The organism is Arsukibacterium indicum (genome assembly GCF_019100565.1).
Taxonomy (GTDB): Bacteria; Pseudomonadota; Gammaproteobacteria; order Enterobacterales; family Alteromonadaceae; genus Alishewanella; species Alishewanella indicum.
In genome coordinates, this window is the sequence record NZ_JAHRID010000007.1 from 86,155 (window position 1) to 110,176 (window position 24,022).

Here is a 24,022-nt window from a genome sequence, read left to right on the forward strand (position 1 = left end):
GCAGATCTCAGCAATCTCTCTCTGAACTTCAAATTGCGCGTCGAATTAAAGACGGTCGTGGCCAAGGAGTTGGTAAAAAGTACACGCCTTGGCTTTATGTACAAGATGTTCCCTCCGAAGGCCGCTCGCACCGAGTGTATTCACATAAAACCGGCAGAATTCATCATTTATTGTCAGATCTAGAACTGGCAGCGTTTTTAGTGTTTGAGTGGGCATCTCATATCGTTGATATTAGAGAGCAATTCCCGTTACGAAGAGATGAAACTCAAGCAATAGCTAAAGACAATTGTCTGAGGCATCCCAGCATACGCGCTGTAGATCAGGTGATGTCATCCGATTTCCTCGTTGATTCTCGTATTGGCCCTCACCGGCAGTTTGCTGTACAGGTGAAATCATCTGAGTCGTTCAATGATACGAATATTATTGAAAAACTTGAAATCGAGCGTCGTTATTGGCTATCGAAGCAAATCCCATGGTTTTTAGTGACGGAGCATGAAATTGACCCAGTCATCAAACAAAATATCAGTTGGTTGTACCCGACGAAATCAGATGGCTTTATTGATGTGGAGCTGATTCAACAGTTGCCTATCCTTCAAAGTGCCTTTAGTAAATCGCCCCAGTCAAAAATGATTGATGTATGTAAGCAAATGGATACCGCTTATGATTTGGAACTTGGACAAACACTTCGAGATGTAAGAACGTTAATCGCGAACGGCTATTTAAAATTTAACATGTATCAAGCTTACAGAGTGCTCACAGCCTCAGATCTAGTTTTTTGTCCATTCAGTGATATAGAGGATTTGCTGCATGTGGCAAACCAATGAGGTCGTGAAGTTTGACGGCAAACTTTACCGCATTTTACTGGTGTTACCTGGTGAAGTTGTTTGGATCTGTCTTGAATCAGAGACTGCACAGCCTGAATACGTTCATGAATTGACTTTAAACAGTTTCATCGATGATTCGCGTTTATTTCGGCATGACGATCCCTTTGAAGCAAATTATTTGGATGAGCCTGCATTCGGCTCCGTTGCTTACAAAAAACGGGAACTGGGGTTGAGTGCGATTAAACCGATTATTGTGGATACAAAATGCTTTGACCCTAAAGTTCGTGCTCAGCGAGTTGAGGTAGTTCGTCAGTCAGGGATCGCTTCAATCGCTACAATTTATAAGTTGTTACGTCGCTACTGGCAGCGCGGGCAGAATCCGAATTCATTGCTGCCAGACTACAAGAAAAGTGGAGCGCCAGGAAAAAGTAGAGCGGCGAGTGGCCAGAGAAAAATTGGGCGTGTTCGTCAATATGGTGACGGCGAGGGGATGAAAGTAACCCCCGATATTGAACGTTTATTCAGAATCGCCATTGAGAAACATTTGCTGAATAAAAATGCAGAAAAAACGACCGTTGCCTATCGTCGTTTTGCGGATTTGTTTGAGCAGTACTTTCCCAATATTTCAGTCTCGGATAGGCCAACGATTAGACAGTTTCGCTACTTTTACAATCGGGAATATAAACAGTCTGAACGCCTAATCGCCAGAACAGCCCCAGGAATTTATAAAAAAGATATCCGCCCGCTTTCAAGCACCGCAACAGCACATGCACTTGGTCCTGGCAGTCGTTATGAAATTGATGCCACCATTGCAGATATCTATCTGGTTGATGATCAAGACCGTAGCAAGATTATTGGACGTCCAACGGTTTATATTGTGATCGATGTATTTAGCCGAATGATTGCAGGCTTTTATCTTGGTTTTGACAATCCGTCTTATGTCGTTGCCATGCAGGCGATTGTGAATGCGTGCATCGACAAAACTAAGGCCTGTAGTGAACTTGGTATTGAGATCAACTTTGAAGAGTGGCCATGCGTCGGTTTGCCAGATGTCATCTTGGCAGACCGTGGGGAGATGATGAGTCATCAGGTTAATGCTTTGATTGCTGGATTTAACGTTCGTATCGAAAGTGCTCCACCGCGCCGCGGCGATGCTAAAGGCATCGTTGAAAGCTGTTTCAGGACTTTACAAGCAGAATTTAAACCTTATGCGCCTGGAGCCGTCGAAGGCAATCGGATAAAAAAGCATGGTGAACGAGATTATCGCCTTGATGCAGTGATGTCGATTACCGATTTTGCTCAAATTATCCTGCGGACCATCCTATTTCGGAACAACTACCATGTTCTTGATAAATATGACCGTGATGAAGATCTACCGGCTGACATTCCGTCAATACCCATAGAGCTATGGAAATGGGGAATGCAACATCGAATGGGCAGCTTGCGCCAGATTGAAGCTAAGCCTCTTCAAATCGCCTTATTACCGCGTGCAAAGGTTACGATTTCGCCGTTTGGTGTGAGATTGTTTGAAATGTTTTATTCCAGTTCTGAGTTACTCAAAGAAGGCTGGTTACACCGTAGCACGGAAATTTACCGGCCAGACTCACTGGAAGCGGCTTATGAACCAGGTTGCGCAGATAGGATTTATCTTTTTCCACAATCCGGCAGCCGAGTTTATTGGGAATGTTTGTTAACGGATAAAAGTCGTCAATTTCGTGGGCTGAGTTTCTGGCAAGTTTGGGAAATACAGGCGGCTGAAAAGCACCACAAAGCAAATGCAAAATTTGTTGCAGATGTGAAGCGTCGAGAATTAGACGCTTTTATCCAGGAAAAAATCTCAACAGCAACCAAGCAATCGCCAGTCACTTCTGCAAGTAATCGCGAGCGTATTCAACAGATCAGACCCAATAAAAAAGCGGCAAGGGATGCAGAGCGGCTGCAACGAGTTCGGCCTGTGATTGCAGAAAACGAAAAGCCGCTTGCCGATGTGGTGGCACTAAAACCTGTTGAAGAAGATTATAGCTTGCCAACCTTTGTACCTGGGCTATTTGAAGATAACGAAGAGAGCTAGGAATGACTGCCTCAAAAATATCCGCAATATATCGTGATACTGGTGTTGCCGCTTATGCCGGCAATCCGTTTATCGAAGCATTGCCACCGCTACAAGAATCGTTCGATAGTGCCGCGGCACTGCGCTCAAGCATGCGCTTTCAGTCAGACGATTTACAAAAAACCAGAGTTACGCGCGCCCACAATATTTGTCGGATTTCCGATGAGTTCTTTCAACCACTTGGCGGACATATGCTGTTAAGCGAAAGGGTTTCATTGATGATCCGAGGCGGTTATGTTGGCCGAAATCCAAAAACTGGCGATTTGCAGCGACATTTACAAAACGGGTATGAAAGAGTTCAGACTGGTGATTTGACAACCTTCAGATTTGAAGAGGCAAAATCTACTGCACAAAGTATGTTGTTAATTGGTTGCTCTGGCAGTGGTAAAACTACGTCATTGGAACGGATTTTACAGACCTACCCTCAGGTTATTTATCACTCGCAGCTCAACCTTGAGCAAGTGGTTTACCTGAAAGTTGACTGTTCACATAATGGCTCACTCAAAGAGATTTGCCTGAATTTTTTCCGGGCACTCGATAAGGCGCTGGGGGCAAATTACGAGAAAAGATATGGCCTTAAGCGACATGGTATCGAAACTATGTTGGCGTTAATGGCCCAAATTGCCAACACGCATGCGCTGGGATTGTTGGTGATTGATGAAATTCAGCATCTTAGCCGGTCAAAGTCAGGTGGCTCGCAAGAAATGTTGAATTTCTTTGTCACCATGGTCAATACCATAGGTGTGCCGGTCATGTTGATTGGTACGCCAAAAGCGAGAGACATTTTTGAAGCAGATTTGCGTTCTGCTCGCAGAGGTGCTGGCCTTGGTGCCATTTTTTGGGAACCAATGGCTCAAGGGCGAGCCGAGCAACTCAATCAAGAGTGGGTTGCCTTTACCAACAACCTCTGGAAGCTGCAGCTACTGCAAAATCGAGATGTGCTACTGACCGAAAACATTCGCGCGGTATGGTACGACTTGAGCCAAGGCGTGATGGATATCGTGGTAAAGCTGTTTGTATTGGCGCAACTGCGCGCACTTGCAATTGGCAAAGAACGCATCACGGAGGGATTGTTGCGTCAGGTATATGAAGATGAGCTCATACCGGTACACCCTATGCTTGCGGCGCTTCGTTCAGGCATACCGGAGAAAATCGCACAATACTCAGATTTAATGGTTCCTGAGATGGATAAGCGGCTTATCCAATTACAGCAAGATATTGCTGCTATTAAAGAGAAAACGACCGAAGAAAAGGCTCTTCAGCAGCTTGCAACTGAGGATGAAAGACGGTTGTATTTGTTGCTTAAAGATGTTTATGACTCCAACCTGTTAGTGCCCACAGTACGAAAAGCTTTTGCAGAAAATCCGCAGCTGACCATGGTTCAACTATTACCAATTGTCTCGAATTGGATGTCATCAGGCGCTAACAGCAATACTTCAATGAAGGGAAAAAGCTCAAAAAACAAAGAAAAGTCAACGGTTATCAAACCCAATAGCTGGGATGAGTTGCCATCAGACGACCTTCGTTTTATCAAGTCGCAGTGCAAGAACTCAACCGACGTCCACACAGCACTCAACAAACAGGGGATGCTGTTAGATTTAACGACCGTGCTGAATTTGGCTGGGTAATACCATGCATAATTTCCCTGTGCCATATCCGAATGAGCTGATATATAGCACAGTGGCGCGTGCCAGCATTTATCATGGTATTACAAGCCCCAAGCAGCTACTGGACGAGATTTTTAACAACCGCAAAGTGATTGCCACGTTAGATTTACCCTGCCATTTACAGTCATTATCGGAACAGTTAAAAAACACTGGACGCTTCTCGTTAGAGGAGTTGATTTATAGGCACACAATGTTTCCACTTTATGCGCCATTTGTAACAGAGCTTCACAGAGTACGCGCTATGCAATTGATGGCTGGACGTTCACAAGGCGCAGTGCACTTGTTACTTGGGGTTGCCGCATCAAGGGTTAAGACCGATAACCGTTTGCGTTACTGCTCAGAATGTTTAAAAGTTCAGTCCCAACAGTATGGCGAGACTTTCTGGCAGCGTAATTGGTTTTTCCCAGGTTTGAATCTTTGTCCTGAGCATGGAGCTCTTCATCTATTTGCAGTTGGCACAACTGAACAGCGTCATCAATTTCATGCGTTAAATGTTAAAATTCCAAATTTGATGAATGATGTGCCTATCAATTCGGATTTAATGCACTTAGCGAAATACGCCAGACAACTCATAGCGATGGAGCCAGAATATTCGCCAAGCTTTTCACAATGGACAACTTTCTACCATGATCTAGCTTTAGACCTTCGCTTGTGCAGGGGCAAGCACATTAAGCACGATGACGTTTATTCAAGAATCAGTGATGCATTCCATCATAAAACCTTTGAGCAACTGCGTCTGCAAATCAATCCCTCGAGAGATTCTTGCTGGCTAAAAAGTATTTTCCGCAAACATCGAAAGGCCTTTAGTTACTTAGAGCATGCATTAGTTTGGAGGGCATTAATTCCCGATTTATCCACAAAAGAAATTGTGGCACTGGTTTGCAAAATTAAGCCAAACAATAAATTTTTTTGCAGTACAACCGAGCAACAGAAGGTAAATAATCAGGATTTACTGCGCAAACGCCAGCTTTGGCAGCAAGCCGTACTAGAGGTGGGGGTAACCGCAGCGCGTAAATTCGGCAAAGGTAAGGCGTTATATGCTTGGCTTTATCGAAATGATAGAACTTGGCTGCTTCAATTTAATGCAGAATACCATCAGAGAAAACCCAACCCCCAGCTGAAATCTGATTGGCATAAACGTGATCTAATACTTGTGAGGCGTTTGCTTCGTTGGTTTCGGGCAAGTGAAATAGACTATTCTGTACCACGCTTGTCAGCAAACTACCTTTTATCGCAGCTGAAGAATAAAAGCACTGTTGAAAAAAACTTGAACAAACTGCCATTGGTTCATACGTTTTTGCAGCGATATTCCGAAACCATTACCGAATATCAGTTGAGGCGATTAAGTAATGCCTGTATCCAGGCTTACCGAGAAACTAGCCAACTAAAAAGTTGGGTTATTTTGCGTCAAGCAGGGCTAAGTAAGGAACGGTTAACCGCTGACAGCAAACGTGTTTTGGCTGAATTACGTTTATTTTCCTAGGAGATTGAGTGACGAGCATCAAAGGATTTGGCAAGGACGCTACTATAGTTCATATCGGGGATTTCTTTCGGTACAACAATGTGCCTGAATGGTCAATTGCCGTTTGGTGCTGGCCTACGCAAGATAAAAAACATGCCAGATTATCGAATTTACCCCTACTTAGCCGAGGGAAGCTGCCGAATAGTCAGAAAAAACAATCGCGCCGTATAGACAGAGTAATCACATTTGAACCTGGCTATAAGCTTATCGAAGCAAAATTGGCTGATTTCCCAGAGATCAGCAGCTTTAAGTCAATCCGAGATAAAGATGGAATTCAGAATGCTTTCTGCTGTTGGGGTAACAAAGACGATTGGATTGTTATACCACAGCTTGAACTTGCCAGGGCTATTTTCTTGGTCAATTCCTATCTCTGTCGGGCATGTTTGAGCAGTGCCACCTTACCCTTAGAATTTGATGTTCAACCCGTACCTGAACAAAATCATGTCAATATTCATGTGCTACAAACCAGTACTTTTCCAAAATCTGCGTTTGATCAAAGTGGCACTAAGCAACTTTTGGCATGGCTACTGACAGATCCTCAGGCATTGGCCTCTTACCAAAGCATCTTCCAACGCTATCAAGAAACGCGTGAGTTCAGAGATCGTTTGGAGAGCTGGCGTTTTAGCTTTACGCCACCTACGATGACAAACTGGAAATTACATGTTCGCGGTAGGTACAACACCGGTAAAAGCCATTATTTAGTGGAAGAAATTGTCGGGATTGATTTTGACGTCAATTTGCCAGAGAGCGTTGCGTTCATTCATCCGGATTTTGTCAACAACAAGCAAACTGACAGCAAAGCTCGCAGTGGCTCTGGCGGTACCGCCTGGCAACAAACTGACGAAGAGTTTGAAATTGATGACGAACAATCCGCTTCTGATGAAAATGAAACATTGATGCTAGAAGGAGACTTAACCTGGTGCCGCTTTACAAAGCCCAGCAGGGTTTACAAACAGGAAGTGGTTAAAGAACGCCCAAATCTGATTTTTGATGAACTTGCCGAAAAAGAGGCAGGCAGGGACGTGAGCACAGGAGAACCTCATCAAGGCGGCAGCTTGCCTGCGGCAGATGTTGGTGGCAAAGAGGACGTTACGGACCGAGAGCGACAATTTGCAAGTCGTTTCAAGAGTTTCGATCGAATGCTGCAGGTTTTAAAGTTCAAACATAAATGCCGAATTCTTCATGAAGAAACACTACCATTGCCTAAGGTCGGTCGCAGCAAACAACACCTTCTGGAGAATGGCACACAAAGGGCGATTAAGGCCGTTCGGCTTCGTTACATGCAGACTGATGTAGTGCTGTTAGAAGTTGATACCTCAGATGGTATCAAAATGCTCTCAACCAAAGTGATTTTTGGCTCAGATGCACGGGATTGGATCGAGCATTTCACTCTTATCCGCAAAGGTGTGGTCGCAAAATCAATATCTTGGCCTAACGAGTTATTGGATGGGTTGTTTGGTGAAAACTGTCACATCGGCATTAATCACCCCAAGCACCAAGGGGCAGAGGCTGGAAACATTCCGGTTGAGTCGATTGAGAGTTGGGCGCAACGCTTTACACAGTGTTTATCGCATTAATTTGATGGTTTTTTATAAGTGCATCAAATTGGCGCTCGCTTTACGAGATAAAAGGAAAATTATCTATCCAGTGGTTAACCCGGCACTCAATGGCTTCGCCAATTTCACTCGAGAACACCGGCAATGCTCCCACGTTAAATTATACCTACATTATTTTTTTTGCATCAAAAGCGATGAAACAACTTTAGCTTGACATTTAATCACACAAGTAGTGTTTTTTTAGCAGATTAATTAAATGCCCTTTTCGCAATGAGGGGCATCACATTACACCTAATCAGAAATCAAATTTGACTAAAAGTTGATCTTTCATGACTGTGAATTTTTATTCAGACTAGCTTTGTGACCTGTAGCCGGGCGCGATAGCCAGATTTTCTACACCATAGAGGGTGGGTGGTTAATTCCATTTAATACACCACCTATTTGCAAGTCGGTTGCACCACTCGTTGCAAACTGACAGCACCACCTAATTCACTAAAAGTACCACTGTATCGAATAGTGGCTTTGTGCCATAAGCGGACATTGGTAAAGAACAAAAATTGCACACAACGGTTATACAGTATGGTTAAATTAATACTCAGGGGATTAGATTGATCCCAAATGCTCTGACTATTACTGCAAATATCCCAAAACAAATGATTGTTATACAGGCGCTAATCAGCAATGCAGGCCAGAAACCAAACCGGTGTAATAACGTTGGAAATATCAGGAACATCGGCAAGGTTGGCATCACATACCAGAAAGTATACCAAGCGTGATTAGCAATTTTTTCAATTGGTTGCTTTTCGATATACAGCCAGACCATCGCCATAATAGTAACCAGCGGTAACGCGACAATTAATGCTCCGAGTTTGTCACTGCGTTTTGCTAATTCAGACGCTGCGACGATAACTGCTGCTGTGAGTAAATACTTGGTAATTAGCCAGCCCATAAAAGGTCCCCCTTAAAAACTCAATAAAAACCGATTGCGCATCGGTTTTTATTCTGCCACAATGATCTTCGGTGTGAAAAGAGAAATGTTTTATGCAATTAGGTGAATTAGAGAAACAAGTGCTGCAGTATCTGTGGAATACTCAAGAGGCTGATGTGAAACAAGTGCATGCTGTACTTGGTCTGACTCGTGGTATTTCACTAAATACGATTCAAAGCACTTTAGACCGTTTATTTAAAAAGGATTTACTTAACAGGACCAAACAAGGCCACGCGTATTTTTATTTCGCTAAAGTGGACAGAGATGCGTTGGTTGCCAAGTTAATAAGTAATGTCACCAGTGATTTTGTAGATGAGGGTGAACACAGTTTGATTGCTGCTTTTAGTTCAGCATCATCTAATCTTGATGACTCTCAGCTTGATAAGCTAGAGCAGTTGATCGAGCAGCAGCGTCAGCTTAGAAAAGGGATCTAGCACAGAATGTTATTTGGCGATGTCGCTGTAGTCCTGAACTTATTAAGCATCGGTGTTCTAACGTTCGCAGTTAGTGTTGTTTTTATCACTATTGTAACGAGTTTTATTCTTGATCGTTCTGAGCAATTTAGCTTCAAGTTACGCAAATTAGTTTTATGGGTACAGGTTAGTGCGCCTTGGTGGATTGCCTTTGGCTGCCTTACCTTATTTGTACCTGGGCAAGAGGAGAATAGCAGTACTACTTGGTTGCTTGATTTTGCCCATTGGCATCACATTGATGTGTTTAATTTTACCAGCTGGCACTCATTCACATTGTTCGCGGCTTTTGTTTATTTATTTTATCGGTTTGGGAGCACAGTTAAAGATGGTCTACAACAGTCTGTTGCTATGTCCAACTTGATTGATTTTACGAACGCGACTCCAACTGTAACGGAGAGCCTGGTGGTATATTACTCACTGCCTTTCAAAGCGCCTGCTGCTTTCACTGCGGGGTTGCTATCGCCGAAAATTTATTTAACTACGGCGTTGCTAGACCACATAAATCAACAGGAACTGGATATTATTGTCCGGCATGAATTGGCTCATGTTGAAAGCCGCGATCCTTTATATAAAGCGATATTTTCAGCCTTGGCATGCTTTTTTCCTGTTGTTACTAAGCGGAAACTAATAGAGCATTTCACTTTACTCACTGAACAGATGGCTGATTATTCAGTGACGGCAACTTACGATAATCTCGACGTTGCTCAAACTCTTGTTAATGTTGCACGCATGCAGCGAGTTGAAAGTGAGCAGATAAACAGAGTTGGCTGTCACGGCATACAAACTAGCCATTTTGGTAACGATCAAACTAGTGTACGAGTTCATCGCTTGCTTAATCCCATGTTACCGTCTTCTTGGCTTGCGTTGGGGATCTCATTCCTGATGTTGGCTTCAGTAGCATTGTTGACTTCGTCTGTCGTAGACAGTTTGCACCACATTATTGAAACCTTTTTAACCCATTAATTAAGGAGTGGGAATGAAAGAATTGCCATATAAACACACAACAAAAAAACCGATTGGCTGTCGGTTTTTAGCCCTGTTGCTGGGGCTTAGTTTTAGCCTGTCGGTATCGGCGACCAGCAGTCGACCCGCTCCGGTTATCAGCTTATCTGACGCTGTTAGCCTGACATTACAGCAGCACCCTGACTTGCAGGCGTTAATGTCGCAACAGGCAGTATGGCAGGGACGTATTCAGCAGGCAGGTATTGCTGAGCGGCCGCAAGTTGGCTTGACATTGGAAGATGCTATGGGCACGGGGCAGCAAAGCGGCCTTAAAAGTATGCAATCCACGCTGACGTTTTCTTGGGTTTTGCAACATGAGCTCTTGGGTAGCCGTGTCAGCGCTGCAAAAACTGAAGCCAGTAATTTGGCATTGGAACAGCAGATTAAGGCTTTGGATTTATCTGCTGCTGTAGCCAGGCAATTTATTAGCATTTTGGTTAAACAACAGCGACTAAAGTTAAATCAACAAGCTGCATTGCAAGCTCGTGATATGGTGGAAGCGATTACCAAACGCACTAATGCCGGCAAGAGCTCGGTTATTGAATTGCAGCTAGCCAAAGCTGAACTGACACGGCGCGAGCTGGCGGTAGAAGACATCGAACATGAGCTGACAGCCAGTCAGTATCAGCTGGCCGCGTTGTGGGGTAAACCCGGCACGGCTTATCAGTTAAGCGGCGACTTACTGCAAACCCCGGCAGTACCTTCCGTTGAGCAGCAACTTGCACTGTTAAAACAAAATCCGCTACTGCAGCAGTTTGCCAATGCCCAGCGTATTGCCCAATCGCAAATGGAGCTCGCCCGCATTGAAGCGAAACCGCAATGGCAATTTAGCACTGGTATTCGCCGTTATGAGGCCTCTGACGATTTCGGCTTAGTTGCCGGTGTGACCATTCCCTGGGGCGGTGAAAATCGCAACGCCGGTACTATTGCGGCACTGCAGGCACAGCAAAACGTACTGGCTAATCAGCAAGCCGCGCTGATGCAGGCGATGGATGCGCAGCTGTATGTGTTACTGCAGGAGATGGCGCACTCGCAGCATGTAATCGAAACAGTGCGTAATGACATTGTACCCACATTGGAGATGGCAATGATCGAAGCGTTCTCGGCTTTTGAAAAAGGCCAACTTAGTTATATCCAATACAGTAGTGTGCGTGCAGAGTTACTCAGCGCACAAAGCCAGTTATTGGAGGCATTTGAAAGCCTACATTTACAACATATTGAAATTCAGCGCCTGACCGGCACCGCTATTTCTCAGTGAGACATATTATGAAATATAACAACACTTTATTGTCATTTAGTTTGGCCATAGCGCTAAACCTTAGTTTGGTCGCTGCGGTCGTAGCACCTTTGTCAGCACATGCTGAATCGGCAGCTGCTGCGCAAGAAGAAGTAGAAAAAGGCCCACATCGTGGCCGCATGTTACGCGATGGCAATTTTGCACTGGAGCTGGCCATTTTCGAAACCGGCGTACCGCCGGAGTTTCGCGTTTGGCTAACGCAGGATGGCAAGGCACTTGACCCGAAAACCGTGGATTTGAATGTTAAGCTGACCCGTTTAGGTGATGTGGTAGATGATATTAACTTCAAGGCACAAAGCGATTTTCTGCGTGGTGATATGGAAATTTACGAGCCGCATTCCTTTGTGGTCACTATTACCGCCAAACATCAGGGCAAAAGCTATCGCTGGCAATATGACAACTTTGAGGGGCGCACCAGCATTGAACAAGCTGTCGCTGATGCGATGGACATTCAAACTGAGACCGCTGGCCCGGCTGCGCTGCATCAAACCATTCCCGCTTATGGCAGCCTTTCGCTACCCGCTGGGGCTGAACGCCATATTGCCGCCCGTTTTGACGGTGAAATTACTCGATTGCATGTGGCACTGGGCGACAAGGTAAGCAAAGGCCAGACACTGTTCACTATTGAGAGCAATGAGAGCTTAAGGTCTTATCAGATTAAAGCACCAATCGATGGCGTCGTGACAGCGCAGCTAGCCAATGGCGGTGAACAAACATCAGGCCGCACCTTACTTACCCTAACCGATTCAACTCATTATCTGGCGAAGCTCGCAGTGTATCCAGGCGACTTTGCCAAAGTGAAACTCGGTGCGCCGGTTACCTTTCAGCTGGAAGGCCATAGCCACGCATACAGTGGCAACATTGAGTTCATCGAGCCTAAGGTGCGCGATGATCAGGCCCGTATTGCCTGGGTGAACGTGAGCAACGAAAACGGCGATTTAACCGCAGGTAGTTTTGTTAATGCGCAAATTGAAATCGCCAGCTTTGAGGTGCCATTAGCCGTTAAGCGTGTTGGCTTACAAGGTTTTCGTGACTTTACCGTAGTGTTTGCCAAAGTTGGTGAGCAATATGAAGTGCGTATGCTGGAGCTGGGTCGTGAAGACAGTGAATGGGTTGAGGTGTTAGGTGGTTTGTTGCCTGGCACCGAGTACGTCACTGAAAACAGCTTCATTTTAAAAGCCGATGTTGAAAAATCTGGCGCATCACACGATCACTAGGAGCCCAAAGCATGTTGGAGTCGATTTTACACTTTTCCATAAAGCGCAAAATGCTGGTACTGCTGATGGTACTAGCGGTTGCTGCGCTGGGTGTATGGAATTTTACCAAGTTACCGATTGATGCGGTGCCTGATATTACTAATGTTCAGGTAATAATTAATACCGAAGCGGCCGGTTACACCCCGCTTGAAGTAGAACAACGGGTGACTTTTCCACTAGAAACTGCGCTGGCCGGATTACCGGGGCTGACGTATACCCGCTCGGTGTCACGTTATGGCTTATCGCAGGTGGTGGCTATTTTTAATGACGATACCGATATCTACTTTGCCCGTCAGCTGGTAAACGAACGTCTGTCAGCGGCGCGCGCCGAGCTGCCTGCCGGGCTGGAGCCTCAGCTTGGGCCAATAGCAACGGGTTTAGGTGAGATTTTTATGTTCACCGTCGATGCGCTGCCCGGTGCGACCCATGCCGATGGTACACCGATTACACCAATGGATTTACGTACCGTACACGACTGGACTATCCGGCCGCAGCTGATGCGGGTGCCAGGGGTGGTGGAAGTTAACCCGATTGGCGGCTTTGAGCGCGAAATACTGGTAGCGTTTAAGCCGGAGAAACTGCTGGCCTATGGCATTACCCAGGCCGATGTGGTGGATGCGATTGCCAATAACAATCAAAACCAGGGCGCGGGCTTTATTGAGCAAAGTGGCGCACAGTGGCTGCTGCGTATGCCAGGGCAGGCTGAAGATTTAGCTGCGATCGGCGCTATACCGCTTAAAGCCACTGACGGCTCAGCCATAACCATCAAAGATGTCGCTGACATTGAAAATGGCCATGGCCTGCGCACCGGTGCTGCCACACAGAATGGCCGTGAAGTGGTAATGAGCACGGTGTTTATGTTGATTGGTGAAAACAGCCGTACCGTCGCTTATGCCGTCGGTGAAAAACTGAAAGAAATTAATGCTACTTTACCGCAAGGAATTATTGCCACAGCAGTTTATGATCGAACCAAGCTAGTGGATAAAACGTTACAAACGGTCCAAACCAACCTGCTGGAAGGGGCGCTCCTCGTTATTGTGGTGCTGTTTGTGTTGCTGGGCAATTTTCGAGCTGCCTTTCTTACCGCACTGGTGATCCCATTTGCCATGCTGATGACGGTGACCGGTATGGTGCAAACCCGTGTCAGCGCCAACCTGATGAGCCTGGGTGCACTGGATTTTGGCTTGCTGGTTGATGGTGCCATTATTATTGTCGAAAACTGCTTACGCCGCTTAAGTCAGGCTGGCACTAATCCGCTGCCACTTAAAACACGGATGGAATTAGTATTTGAAGCCACGCGAGAAGTGATCCGGCCTGCGCTATTTGGGGTGTTTATTATCACTGCAGTTTACCTGCCGATATTTGCGCTCGAAGGCGTCGAGGGCAAAATGTTCCACCCTATGGCCATCACTGTCGTTATCGCCTTATTAAGTGCAATGTTGCTGTCGGTCACCTTTGTGCCGGCTATGGTGGCACTACTGTTTAAAAAGCCGGTGCAGGAAAAACACAACGCTATTATGCGTGGTGCATCGGCACTATATCGCCCGGCGTTAGACTGGGTGCTAAAAGGTCGCTATCTGGTGGTGTTCGCCGCGACAGTATTGGTTGTGTTGTTTGGCTATCAGGCGACCAAATTAGGCAGTGAATTCGCACCAAATCTGGATGAAGGCGATATCGCTATGCACGCACTGCGTATCCCTGGCACCTCGTTAACTCAAGCAATCGCGCTACAGGAAATGCTGGAGAATAAAATTAAACAGATGCCCGAGGTTGAACGGGTATTTGCGAAGATTGGCACCGCCGATGTCGCGACAGATGCAGTACCACCCAGTGTGGCCGATAACTTTATTATCTTAAAACCGCGTGAGCAGTGGCCTGATCCGGACAAAACTAAAGAGCAAGTCGTACAAGAGCTTGCGGCGTTGGTCGAACCTATTCCTGGCAACCGCTATGAGTTTTTGCAACCCATTCAGATGCGCTTTAACGAACTGTTAGCCGGTGTACGAGCAGAGCTGGCAATAAAAGTGTTTGGTGATGATTTCGACAGCCTCGCTGCGCTTGGCAAAGAAATAGAAGCGGCTATTACTCAGGTAGAAGGTATTGCTGATGTGCAAGTCGAGCAAACTACCGGTTTGCCGCTGTTGAACATTATTCCTAACCGGCAAAAACTGATGCAGCACGGTATCAGTCTGGTGCAGGTGCAAGCGCAGGTCGCAACTGCGATGGGTGGGACGGTGGCCGGTAAGTTTTATTCCGGCGATATACGCTCAGACATCGTGGTGCGTTTAGGCGAAGCCAGGCGGCAGGATGTGGACGCGCTGAGTTATCTGCCGATCAGCTTGCCTGATGGTCACAGTGTGCCGCTAAAAGAGTTGGTGTCACTGGAGCGGGTATCAGGAGCAAACCAGATCAACCGTGAAAATGGTAAACGCCGGGTAGTAGTTACCGCCAACGTGCGCGGCCGTGACTTAGGCAGCTTTGTCGCGGATATTCAGCAAGCCGTAAACGATAAAGTCGAGCTGCCATCTGGTTACTGGCTGGAATACGGTGGTACTTATCAGAAACTGCAATCTGCCTCGCAGCGCCTTAGCATTGTCGTGCCGGTGACACTGTTGATGATTATAGGGCTGTTGATCCTGGCACTGAGCTCATTTAAAGATGCGATGATCATCTTCACCGGTGTACCGCTGGCGTTAACCGGTGGTATCGCTGCGCTGCTGCTAAGGGACATTCCGTTTTCTATCTCGGCAGCGGTCGGCTTTATTGCGTTGTCGGGCATCGCTATCTTAAACGGTCTGGTGATGGTGTCCTTTATCCGTGAACTGCGTAAAGAAGGGATTAAGCTTAATCAAGCGATTTTCGATGGTGCGCTTACCCGTTTACGGCCAGTATTAACCACCGCGCTTGTAGCATCACTGGGCTTTATCCCAATGGCACTGAATACCGGCATCGGCTCTGAAGTACAGCGGCCACTGGCAACCGTGGTTATTGGCGGCATTATCTCATCCACCTTACTGACGCTGTTTGTTATCCCAGCGTTGTATCGCATTTTACATAAAGAAAAGGAGTCAATTTTGACCGACGTAGAAGTTCTGGAGTCAGCTGATGGCAAATAAAATTATTAGCGTCAGCCTATATCTGCTGCTTGCTGTATTAGCACTTATCAGCGTTGAGGCGATTGCCCATGGCGTAGATGACAGCACCCGCGCTTTCCTAGAGCAAAATCAGGGTGTGCAGTTTGTGCCGTTTCTATATATCGGTGCCAAGCATATGATCACCGGTTACGACCATTTGTTGTTTCTAGTTGGTGTGATTTTCTTCCTGTACCGCAGCCGTGACGTACTTTTGTACGTCACCATGTTTACTATTGGCCACAGCACTACACTGCTATTAGGTGTGCTAAGCGATATTCAGGTTAATGCCTATCTGATTGATGCCATTATCGGTTTATCGGTGATTTATAAGGGCTTTGATAACTTAGGCGGGTTTAAACGCTGTTTTAAGTGGCAGCCTAATACGCAATGGGCGGTGCTGATCTTTGGTTTGTTTCATGGCTTTGGTCTGGCGACCAAATTACAGGAGTTTCAGTTACCGGCAGAGGGGTTATTTACCAATCTAGTGGCTTTTAACATCGGCGTGGAACTGGGCCAGTTTGCAGCGTTAGCGCTGATTCTGATTGTGATAAACGCCTGGCGTAAATGGCCTTCTTTCCAACGTTTCTCCACTTTAACCAACACGGCATTAATGAGTGCCGGCGTGATGCTGATGGGCTATCAGCTGACAGGTTATTTTATTAATTAACGATATAAGTAAGAACGAGAGAATTATGCAACATACAGTAAGCACTAAAACCTTAATTAAAGCTGGCTTTGCCGCCATTGGCGTGGCAATTGTAGCATTAGTAACATTCATTCTACCTGCAGAATATAATGTAGACCCAACGGGTATTGGACAAGCGCTTGGATTAACAAGCATTGCTCAAGCGTCCCAGTCAAACGGCTCTGCGACAACTGCAGCAGGAACTGGTAGCGATGCATTTGAAACAATAACCATTCTTGTTCCAGCAGGTAAGGGGGTTGAGTATAAGTTTGCAATGACTAAACAATCCAAAATGACCTATGAATGGATGACGGATGGTGGGGAGTTATTTTATGACTTACATGGAGAACCTGAAGGCGATACCACCGGCTATTTTGAAAGCTATACCATTGCAACGAATGCTGATGTTAAGGGCAGCTTCACAGCACCCTTTAATGGCTCACATGGCTGGTACTGGAAAAATAAGACAGCCAAACCAGTAAGTATACAGTTGCTGGTTAAGGGGGAATATGAAGTGATTGGTTTGAAACAATAATAGGTGAAAAATTGGAGACTAAGATGAAAAAACTATTATCTGCGCTGATACTGTGTAGTGTGTTACTGAGCGTGAATGTTAAAGCGCACAGTGACCATGATGAAATCAGCGGCCAACAAGCAGTTAGCGTTGCGTTAAAATCGGTTAAGCAGATGACGTTTAAAGATATGGGGTTTGAAGCAGGCAAGCTTGATGAATCATGGAAAGCAGTTTCAGCCGAGCAATTTTCAGTGGTCAGTATTGAAGATGGCTACTATGTTGTCAGTGGTAAAAACGGTGATAAAACTTTGTTCTTTAAAATATCAAACAGCGGTCGAATGTTAGATGTAAAGACAAGTAACGCATTTTAATATCACTAAGGGTAAGCACTTCACTACCCGTCGTGGTGCTTACTCTTTATCAAAATAACGTTTTTTTGAATGTCCGCTTTTCGCTCATAGCAGGCAATCAAGTAACTGGATGATTGCTGAACATGGTGGTTCCGTGAAAACACAACGGGTGGTGATCAACCAGTGGTCGTGGTGGTAAATTCGGGTGCCGTTATGCAGGTGGGAGTGTTTTTAAGCCACAAATGAAACTCTGCTCCCTGTAACTCATGCTCAGGTGAGCAATCAATGTTCCAATCCCTTAAGACGTACCCGCGAGCTGATTCTCTTCAGAATGCTACGTAATGGTACTTTCGGCTGTACTCGTTTAGAGCAAGAGCGTTTACCTATCGATTTTGTTTATGAGAAACTTCGGTTGTGGGTCGGTTAAATAGTTAAACAAATAAAAGTTGATTTAAAACAGATGTTTAACCATGTCCTGATATCATTTTAGATCTATTTTGTCACTTATTGGGTGCGAGATTATGGCAAGCTTAAAATTTATTTTAGATCTATTTTGTCATTTATTTTTAAAGTAGAGCCAAAAAATATGGCTTGTAGCGTAGTTTATTTTAGGACTATTTTGTCATCCCACAAAGGGCCTTAGAGCCCTTTTTTATTGGTGCACTCTTAATATTTGAAATTTAATGAAAAAGTCATGTTGCTGTAATAATTTGCACCGCTTTGGTCCGGCTTTTTATCGCAGCGCTATTGACGGCTGAAATTTAATCATCTACCTTTTGTAAGCGCTTACATTTTTATGTTGCAGATACCTTTATTGGTGTTGGCGTTTCAGTCAGCAGGTAGCAAAGACCCAGGGGATGATTATTAAAATGAAACAGATTTCAATGTTAACCGCCGTATTGATGGCGGCAGGCCTGGCCGGTTGTGGTGGCGATACCGCTACTAATACCGACTTAACGGCTGTTAACCCAACCGAACCGGTAAGTGACTGGCAACTGGTATGGAGTGACGAGTTTGATGGTAGCCGGATTGACGAAAACAAATGGACGCATGAGATAAATTGCGCCGGCGGCGGTAATAACGAAAAGCAATGTTATACCGACAGCCCGGAAAACTCTTTTGTGTCAGACGGCACCCTGAAAATTGTTGCATTACCGGCAGAAGAAGGTGCGCCACTACCTTATACATCAGCCAGGCTGAATACCAAGTATCAGGGCGACTTTAAATATGGTCGTTTTGAAATGCGGGCGAAATTGCCTTCTGGTCAGGGGAGCTGGCCGGCATTCTGGATGCTGCCAACTGATAACGTTTACGGTGAATGGCCGAAGTCAGGTGAAATTGACATTATGGAGGCGGTTAACCTGAAAGTTGCCGGGGAAGATGGTGTGGCCGAAGCCAATGTTCACGGCACCCTGCATTACGGCCGGGCCTGGCCTAATAACGCCAGTTCAGGCAAAGCGTACTTGCTGCCAGAAGGGATGAACCCTGCAGATGATTTCCATACTTACGCCATTGAATGGAACGAAGGTGAAATTCGCTGGTATGTTGACGGTTATCTGTATCAAACGCAGATGGCGTCAAAAGTTCGCTTTAACAGTCGTGGTGAGGCTGTTGGTCTGAGCCATCGTGGCTGGTTCTCTGAGAATTTTGACATCGTTACCGGCGAGCTTAAAACCCAATGGAACAGTGCACCCTTTGATCAGCGTTTTCACTTGTTGTTGAATTTAGCGGTGGGCGGTAACTGGCCGGAAAACGTTAATAATCTGGGTATTGATGCCGAAGCCTTTGCCGATGGCCAGACTTACGAAATAGATTACGTCCGGGTATATCAGTGTGGTCAGGATTTAGACAGCGGCAGAGGTTGTGAGACGGTACGTGCTGGCTATAAAGACGAAGAAACCCTGGTTATCGGTGAAGCGCCAATTCCTTCCCCCCCTTCTACCGGCGTGGCGCAAAACCTGACTATTTTTGCTGATACACCTAACCCGAACTGGCCAGCATGGGATTGCTGTGGCGGTTCAACCCCGGCTTTAGTTGAAGTGGCTGACCGTGGCAATGTGTATGAGTTTGTTGTTAATGCTCAGCCTACCGTAAATGGCTTTATTACCCGCTCGGCTTTTATTACTGATCCGGCAGGTGTGCCCAGCCCGTTTGACGCTTCACCATTAATTGAAAACGGTAGTATCAGCTTTGATATGCAAGTGGTGTCTGCACCGTCAAACCCGGATTCAACCTGGATTTTTAAGGTTGAAAGTAACGAAAACTCCAGCTTTGCTGAATTACCGATTACTGCCAGCAGTGAAGGCAATACGCCGGTAACCGGCGAATGGCAAAGTTACACCTTCCCGCTGCAAATGCTGGCTGATGCCGGTCTGGATTTGTCGGCGATCGACGCCATTATGATTTTTCCGGCCTGGGGAACAGGTGAAGGTGCCGTATACCGGGTTGATAACGTCAAAATTGCCCAGCCGGATGCGGCGTCACCAGAGCTGGTTATTTTTACCGACAGTGAAAACCCGGCCTGGCCCATGTGGGACTGCTGTGGTGGTAGCACACCGGTTGAGGCAATGGATGATGCAGAGCACGGTCTGACAGCAGAGTTCAGCATTGGCGCGACACCTACAGTTATGGGCTTTATTAACCGTGCCCCGGATGGGTCAGGTGAACCTTTTGATGCGACAGCGCTGTTAAGTGAAGGCGTGGTGCAGTTCGAAATGAAGGTGGTTACTGCTCCGTCGAATCCTGACTCCACCTGGTTATTTAAAATTGAAGCTGACAACGCAACTTCTGCGGTAGAAGTGCCGCTAAGTAATGGCAGTGCTGGTATTGAGCCGGTCACCGGTCAGTGGGCAACTTATACGTTCAGTATTCAGAGCCTGTCAGATGCCGGCCTGGATATCAGTGCAATTGATGTGCTGATGATCTTCCCGGCATGGGGTACTGGTGAAGGTGCGGTGTACCGGGTGGATAATGTCCGGATCTATAACCCTAATGCCCAGAGTAGTGGCATGTTAACGCTGTTCCGTGACGCAGTGAATCCGGATTGGAGCTTGTGGGATTGCTGTGCTGGTTCAACTCCGCAGGTAGTCGATGCCGGTGCTCCTTATGGCAACGTGGCGCAATTTTCAGTGTTGGGTTCACCAGAAACCGTCCAGGGTATTTTAGCTAACGAAGGCGTGTCTTTTGATGCCACGGCATTACTGGCCAGTGGCAGTGTCAGTTTTGATATGCGGGTCGTGGATGCGCCGGCCAACCCGGATTCCACCTGGTTATTTAAAATTGAGTCGACCGGTGCTGCCAGTGCGGTTGAACTGCCATTGGCTGCAGGCAATAGCGACCAGGCCCCGGTTACCGGTGAATGGCAACGTTACAGCTTCCCGTTACAAAGCTTGTTTGACGCTGGCTTAGATATCAGCGACATCAACGTGATAATGGTATTCCCGGCCTGGGGTACTGGTACCGGTGCGGTTTATCAGATTGATAACGTTGAAATTTCTAATAACTAATCAGTGCGACGAGAGTAAAACGATTATGAAACCAATATTATTTAATAAAAGCAGGGTTGCCATTGCCGTATCTGTTGTACTGACAGCTGGTTTGCTAATGCCGGTACAGGCGCAGGAAGCGGAGCAAGAGCAGGCGCAGGACGTCAATGTTGAGATTATTCAGGTTAAGGGTATTCGCGGTAGTTTAGCGCGTTCAATGGACGTGAAACGCGAAGCGTCGGGTGTAGTGGATGCCATTTCAGCAGAGGAAATGGGTAAATTCCCCGACACCAACCTGGCGGAATCGTTGCAGCGGATTACCGGGGTATCGGTAAGCCGGGCAAATGGTGAAGGCAGCCAGATCACCGTAAGGGGCTTTGGTCCTGAATTCAACCTGGTTACGCTGAATGGTCGTCAGATGGCCGGAACAGGTTTTACCCGGTCTTTTAACTTCGAAAATTTATCTTCCGAAGGCGTCAGTGCGTTAGAGGTATACAAAACTGCCCGGGCAGAAGTGCCAACAGGCGGTCTTGGCGCAACGGTTAATATTGTTACCGCTAAACCTTTCCAGAACCCGGGCGAGCGTTACTCGATTATGGCAAAGGGCCTGCATGACTCCTCGAATAAAGCCGGTGACGACGTAACGCCTGAATTAGCGGGTATTTACAGCAACACCTTTATGGATGACCGTTTCGGTGTCACCGCGAACTTCTCTTTCCATCGCAGAGACTTCCAGCGGCAGTCGGCCAATGTTCGCTCCTGGCAGTTAAACCCTTCCTTGTCGGTGGATGCGTCGGATATTGTGGATGGCCGGCCGGTTGATGCCAACGGCGAGGTTATTCCCCGGTTCTGGGCACCTGATGCCAATGGCGATTTACAACCTGTTACGGCAGCCTTCTTTCCGCAGGAAATCAGTTTCGCCCGCGATGATATTCAGCGTGAGCGAACCAATGGCCAGGTGACCTTTCAGTTTGCAGCAACGGACGATGTGATCCTGACGCTGGACCACACCATCTCTAATGCTGTTACGGGTAACAACTCGCTGTCCTGGGGGGTGTGGAACGGTTCCTTTGGTGGCAACGCTAATGCTTATGAATTAGATGAAAACGGTACAGCTATTTATTACAACTCATCTGGCGATGACGGCTCTTTTACCGGGTTCAGGGAAACCACCGAGGTAGATTCAAAAGCTACTGGTTTTAATGTGGCCTGGGAGTTTTCTGATGCATTAAATTTCAGCTTTGATGCTCATACGTCTAAAACCACCACCGACAATGGCAAGGACAAGGGCTTAGGAGCGCAGGCGCGGGTTATTCTGGGCTCTGCTGCGCTGTCATCCAAGGAATATTTCTTCCGCGAGGGAGAGATCCCTGGTTACAACATCAGGTGGCTAAATGGCAGCAATGAACTCAGCCCGAGTGAAATCGGTTCGAACTTCAGTATCTTCACCCGTACTCCGGGTGAATCAGAAGTTACCCAATATCAGTTTGACGGCAATTGGCTACCTGAACTCGGTTACGGCCTGAGGGGGGTTTCTTTCGGTGCGGCCTATACTGAGCAATCTTTAAGTGGGTCTGGCGGCTCTAACAACGCCAATGCGCCGGGATTCAACAACGGCACCTTTGCCGAAATCTTCCCGGACAGCATGTTTACCCGGGTTGATCTGAGTAACTTCCTGGATGAATTTTCATTCGGACCAGAAGGTGTATCGCCCGGGTACGCCTATACCTATGATATTGATGAAGCCATCATCCGCCAAATGGCTTTCCTGACTGAAGATGTGCTGGGCGCTGATGCATATGTGATTGGCTCATTCGGGCCGGACATGTTCCCGGTGAATCGCATAGAGGAAGAAACGATTAGCCTCTATGTTTCAACGGAATGGGAATTTGAAGTAAAAGGTTACTATGTCGATGTAAATCTCGGTTTGCGCTATGAAGAAACCGATATTGTCAGCCCGGCCAAGAGCCGTGTACCAGAATATGTCTACTGGGCCGGCGGATCAGAGTGGCTGACGCAGTTCGCCGGTGGCGGTGATTTGGTGGAGGTGGAATTCACCGGTAACTATGACTTGCTGTTGCCGATGTTTGACGTCAAAGTGGATATTACCGATGACTGGGTTGGCCGCTTCTCTGCAGGCAAAACCATTACCCGGCCTACCTTAGGGCAGATGCTTGGCAACCTTAGCCTTACGCCTTCACCCAAGATAGGCGCCAGAAGTGGCAGCCGGGGCAACCCCAACCTGAAGCCATTTGAGTCAACTAACCTGGATCTGTCGCTGGAATATTATTATGGCGATGCGAGCTATGCGGCCATAGGCCTGTTCTGGAAAGACGTTGACGATTGGATTGATAACTCGCAAGTTACTACCACCTTCGAAGGCTTACATGACGTTTATCAGGGCCAGCGTTGGAATAATGCGGTTGCTGCCATCCAGGCTCGTGGCGAGCAGGCCACTGATGCTGCCATTTATAATGAGATTGTTGCCAACGGTGTGGGTATAGGTGAAAACAACCGTGTGTTACCTGACCCGGCTACCGATCCGCTGATTGAGTGGACCATCAACTCGCCTGAAAACGTCGGTGCCAGGAAGGTAAACGGCCTGGAGTTCGCGGTACAGCACGTGTTTGGCGACAGTGGCTTCGGTACGGGAATAAACGGCACACTGGTTGACGGTGATGTTGAGTACGATAATTTCGTGCTGGCGGCACAGGCGATTCTGCCGGGTCTGAGTAACTCTGCCAACTGGCAGGTGTTCTACGAGAAAGAAGGCTTGTCGGTCCGGTTAACGGCCGCATGGCGGGATGAGTATCTGGCGGGACAGGGCCAGCCAGATACAACCGATGCGCCGCCTAATTATGTTGAAGAATACTTACAGTGGGATTTAAGCGTTAACTACGATATTAATGAAAACCTGACGGTATTCTTTGAAGGCATTAACCTGACCAATGAAACCGAACGAAGCTATGGCCGGTTCGAAAGGCAGTTCTTAAGTGCTGCGCAATATGGCCCGCGGTATGCCATTGGGGTCAGATACACCATGGGCAATTGATTATACTTTAGTACCCTCCCTGTTGTAACTCCGGTTTAGTGCCCGCTTGCGGGCACTTTTTTTATGTTTATTTTAACCTAGACACCTATCTGGAAGGGCTGGGTGGC

At 46.8% G+C, this 24,022-nt stretch carries 17 protein-coding genes and 1 pseudogene; 16 read left to right on the top strand and 2 right to left on the bottom strand.

Features of this window, described 5'->3' with window-relative positions; translation table 11 throughout:
* From KQY15_RS14475 to KQY15_RS19260, 5 genes are all read left to right on the top strand, one after another.
* Positions 1-824 (top strand): TnsA endonuclease N-terminal domain-containing protein (locus KQY15_RS14475; protein ID WP_217670394.1); only part of this gene is annotated, 824 nt, incomplete at its 5' end.
* The gene (locus KQY15_RS14480; protein WP_063099980.1) at positions 808-2,895 is read left to right on the top strand and encodes a TnsB C-terminal domain-containing protein; all 2,088 of its coding nucleotides are present in this window, start codon (positions 808-810) and stop codon (positions 2,893-2,895) included. The genes KQY15_RS14475 and KQY15_RS14480, both read left to right, overlap by 17 nt.
* A 2-nt stretch (positions 2,896-2,897) precedes the next feature.
* Positions 2,898-4,562 carry an AAA family ATPase gene (locus tag KQY15_RS14485; protein WP_063099981.1) on the top strand — a complete coding sequence of 555 codons (1,665 nt, stop codon included), beginning with the start codon at positions 2,898-2,900 and terminating at the stop codon, positions 4,560-4,562.
* 4 nt (positions 4,563-4,566) lie between these two features.
* Positions 4,567-6,084: a TnsD family Tn7-like transposition protein gene (locus KQY15_RS14490; protein WP_063099982.1), complete on the top strand. Its 1,518-nt coding sequence runs from the start codon at positions 4,567-4,569 to the stop codon at positions 6,082-6,084.
* An 8-nt stretch (positions 6,085-6,092) separates the two neighbouring features.
* Positions 6,093-7,700, top strand: a complete 1,608-nt coding sequence (locus tag KQY15_RS19260) for a Tn7-like element transposition protein TnsE (protein WP_063099983.1) — start codon at positions 6,093-6,095, stop codon at positions 7,698-7,700.
* A 574-nt stretch (positions 7,701-8,274) separates the two neighbouring features.
* Here KQY15_RS19260 and KQY15_RS14500 read toward each other — a convergent pair.
* The gene (locus KQY15_RS14500; RefSeq protein WP_217670397.1) at positions 8,275-8,628 is read right to left on the bottom strand and encodes a DUF3147 family protein; all 354 of its coding nucleotides are present in this window, start codon (positions 8,626-8,628) and stop codon (positions 8,275-8,277) included.
* A 92-nt stretch (positions 8,629-8,720) separates the two neighbouring features.
* On the opposite strand from KQY15_RS14500, the gene KQY15_RS14505 reads away from it, so the two are divergent.
* Genes KQY15_RS14505 through KQY15_RS14540 form a run of 8 tightly spaced genes read left to right on the top strand, consistent with a single transcriptional unit; the run spans position 8,721 to position 17,399 of the window.
* Positions 8,721-9,101: a BlaI/MecI/CopY family transcriptional regulator gene (locus KQY15_RS14505; RefSeq protein ID WP_217670399.1), complete on the top strand. Its 381-nt coding sequence runs from the start codon at positions 8,721-8,723 to the stop codon at positions 9,099-9,101.
* A gap of 6 nt (positions 9,102-9,107) precedes the next feature.
* Positions 9,108-10,103: a M56 family metallopeptidase gene (locus KQY15_RS14510; protein WP_217670401.1), complete on the top strand. Its 996-nt coding sequence runs from the start codon at positions 9,108-9,110 to the stop codon at positions 10,101-10,103.
* Positions 10,104-10,116: 13 nt separating this feature from the next.
* The gene (locus KQY15_RS14515) at positions 10,117-11,400 is read left to right on the top strand and encodes a TolC family protein (RefSeq protein WP_217670403.1); all 1,284 of its coding nucleotides are present in this window, start codon (positions 10,117-10,119) and stop codon (positions 11,398-11,400) included.
* A gap of 8 nt (positions 11,401-11,408) precedes the next feature.
* Positions 11,409-12,656 carry an efflux RND transporter periplasmic adaptor subunit gene (locus tag KQY15_RS14520; protein WP_217670405.1) on the top strand — a complete coding sequence of 416 codons (1,248 nt, stop codon included), beginning with the start codon at positions 11,409-11,411 and terminating at the stop codon, positions 12,654-12,656.
* 11 nt (positions 12,657-12,667) lie between these two features.
* Positions 12,668-15,811, top strand: a complete 3,144-nt coding sequence (locus KQY15_RS14525) for an efflux RND transporter permease subunit (protein ID WP_217670407.1) — start codon at positions 12,668-12,670, stop codon at positions 15,809-15,811.
* Complete coding sequence (locus KQY15_RS14530; RefSeq protein WP_217670409.1) at positions 15,801-16,496, top strand: HupE/UreJ family protein; 696 nt, start codon at positions 15,801-15,803, stop codon at positions 16,494-16,496. The genes KQY15_RS14525 and KQY15_RS14530 overlap by 11 nt, the downstream gene beginning before the upstream one ends.
* A gap of 25 nt (positions 16,497-16,521) precedes the next feature.
* Complete coding sequence (locus tag KQY15_RS14535) at positions 16,522-17,049, top strand: hypothetical protein (protein ID WP_217670411.1); 528 nt, start codon at positions 16,522-16,524, stop codon at positions 17,047-17,049.
* Positions 17,050-17,072: 23 nt separating this feature from the next.
* On the top strand, positions 17,073-17,399 hold the full coding sequence (locus tag KQY15_RS14540; RefSeq protein ID WP_217670413.1) for a DUF6488 family protein: 327 nt from the start codon (positions 17,073-17,075) through the stop codon (positions 17,397-17,399).
* Positions 17,400-17,554: 155 nt separating this feature from the next.
* On the opposite strand, the pseudogene KQY15_RS19340 reads toward KQY15_RS14540, so the two are convergent.
* Positions 17,555-17,692 (bottom strand): annotated as a pseudogene (locus KQY15_RS19340) (BrxR family transcriptional regulator); the annotation flags it as partial.
* A 17-nt stretch (positions 17,693-17,709) separates the two neighbouring features.
* Between KQY15_RS19340 and KQY15_RS19305 the strand changes: the two are divergent.
* The 3 genes from KQY15_RS19305 (at position 17,710) to KQY15_RS14555 (ending at position 23,915) form a co-directional block, all read left to right on the top strand.
* Positions 17,710-17,805, top strand: coding sequence for a hypothetical protein (locus KQY15_RS19305; protein ID WP_368934217.1), 96 nt, complete (start codon positions 17,710-17,712; stop codon positions 17,803-17,805).
* 442 nt (positions 17,806-18,247) lie between these two features.
* Entirely contained in the window at positions 18,248-20,884 is a 2,637-nt protein-coding gene (locus KQY15_RS14550) for a glycoside hydrolase family 16 protein (protein WP_254795739.1), read from the top strand.
* Between the two features lie 25 nt (positions 20,885-20,909).
* Positions 20,910-23,915: a TonB-dependent receptor gene (locus KQY15_RS14555; RefSeq protein ID WP_254795740.1), complete on the top strand. Its 3,006-nt coding sequence runs from the start codon at positions 20,910-20,912 to the stop codon at positions 23,913-23,915.
* The last annotated feature ends 107 nt before the right edge of the window (positions 23,916-24,022 follow it).

What these genes read in the sequence shown, in the direction of transcription:
- KQY15_RS14480 (WP_063099980.1), top strand. Translation starts at nt 808, where the DNA reads ATGTGGCAAACCAATGAGGTCGTGAAGTTTGACGGCAAACTTTACCGC.
- KQY15_RS14485 (WP_063099981.1), top strand. Translation starts at nt 2,898, where the DNA reads ATGACTGCCTCAAAAATATCCGCAATATATCGTGATACTGGTGTTGCC.
- KQY15_RS14490 (WP_063099982.1), top strand. Translation starts at nt 4,567, where the DNA reads ATGCATAATTTCCCTGTGCCATATCCGAATGAGCTGATATATAGCACA.
- KQY15_RS14500 (WP_217670397.1), bottom strand. Translation starts at nt 8,628, where the DNA reads ATGGGCTGGCTAATTACCAAGTATTTACTCACAGCAGCAGTTATCGTC.
- KQY15_RS14505 (WP_217670399.1), top strand. Translation starts at nt 8,721, where the DNA reads ATGCAATTAGGTGAATTAGAGAAACAAGTGCTGCAGTATCTGTGGAAT.
- KQY15_RS14510 (WP_217670401.1), top strand. Translation starts at nt 9,108, where the DNA reads ATGTTATTTGGCGATGTCGCTGTAGTCCTGAACTTATTAAGCATCGGT.
- KQY15_RS14515 (WP_217670403.1), top strand. Translation starts at nt 10,117, where the DNA reads ATGAAAGAATTGCCATATAAACACACAACAAAAAAACCGATTGGCTGT.
- KQY15_RS14520 (WP_217670405.1), top strand. Translation starts at nt 11,409, where the DNA reads ATGAAATATAACAACACTTTATTGTCATTTAGTTTGGCCATAGCGCTA.
- KQY15_RS14525 (WP_217670407.1), top strand. Translation starts at nt 12,668, where the DNA reads ATGTTGGAGTCGATTTTACACTTTTCCATAAAGCGCAAAATGCTGGTA.
- KQY15_RS14530 (WP_217670409.1), top strand. Translation starts at nt 15,801, where the DNA reads ATGGCAAATAAAATTATTAGCGTCAGCCTATATCTGCTGCTTGCTGTA.
- KQY15_RS14535 (WP_217670411.1), top strand. Translation starts at nt 16,522, where the DNA reads ATGCAACATACAGTAAGCACTAAAACCTTAATTAAAGCTGGCTTTGCC.
- KQY15_RS14540 (WP_217670413.1), top strand. Translation starts at nt 17,073, where the DNA reads ATGAAAAAACTATTATCTGCGCTGATACTGTGTAGTGTGTTACTGAGC.
- KQY15_RS19305 (WP_368934217.1), top strand. Translation starts at nt 17,710, where the DNA reads ATGCTACGTAATGGTACTTTCGGCTGTACTCGTTTAGAGCAAGAGCGT.
- KQY15_RS14550 (WP_254795739.1), top strand. Translation starts at nt 18,248, where the DNA reads ATGAAACAGATTTCAATGTTAACCGCCGTATTGATGGCGGCAGGCCTG.
- KQY15_RS14555 (WP_254795740.1), top strand. Translation starts at nt 20,910, where the DNA reads ATGAAACCAATATTATTTAATAAAAGCAGGGTTGCCATTGCCGTATCT.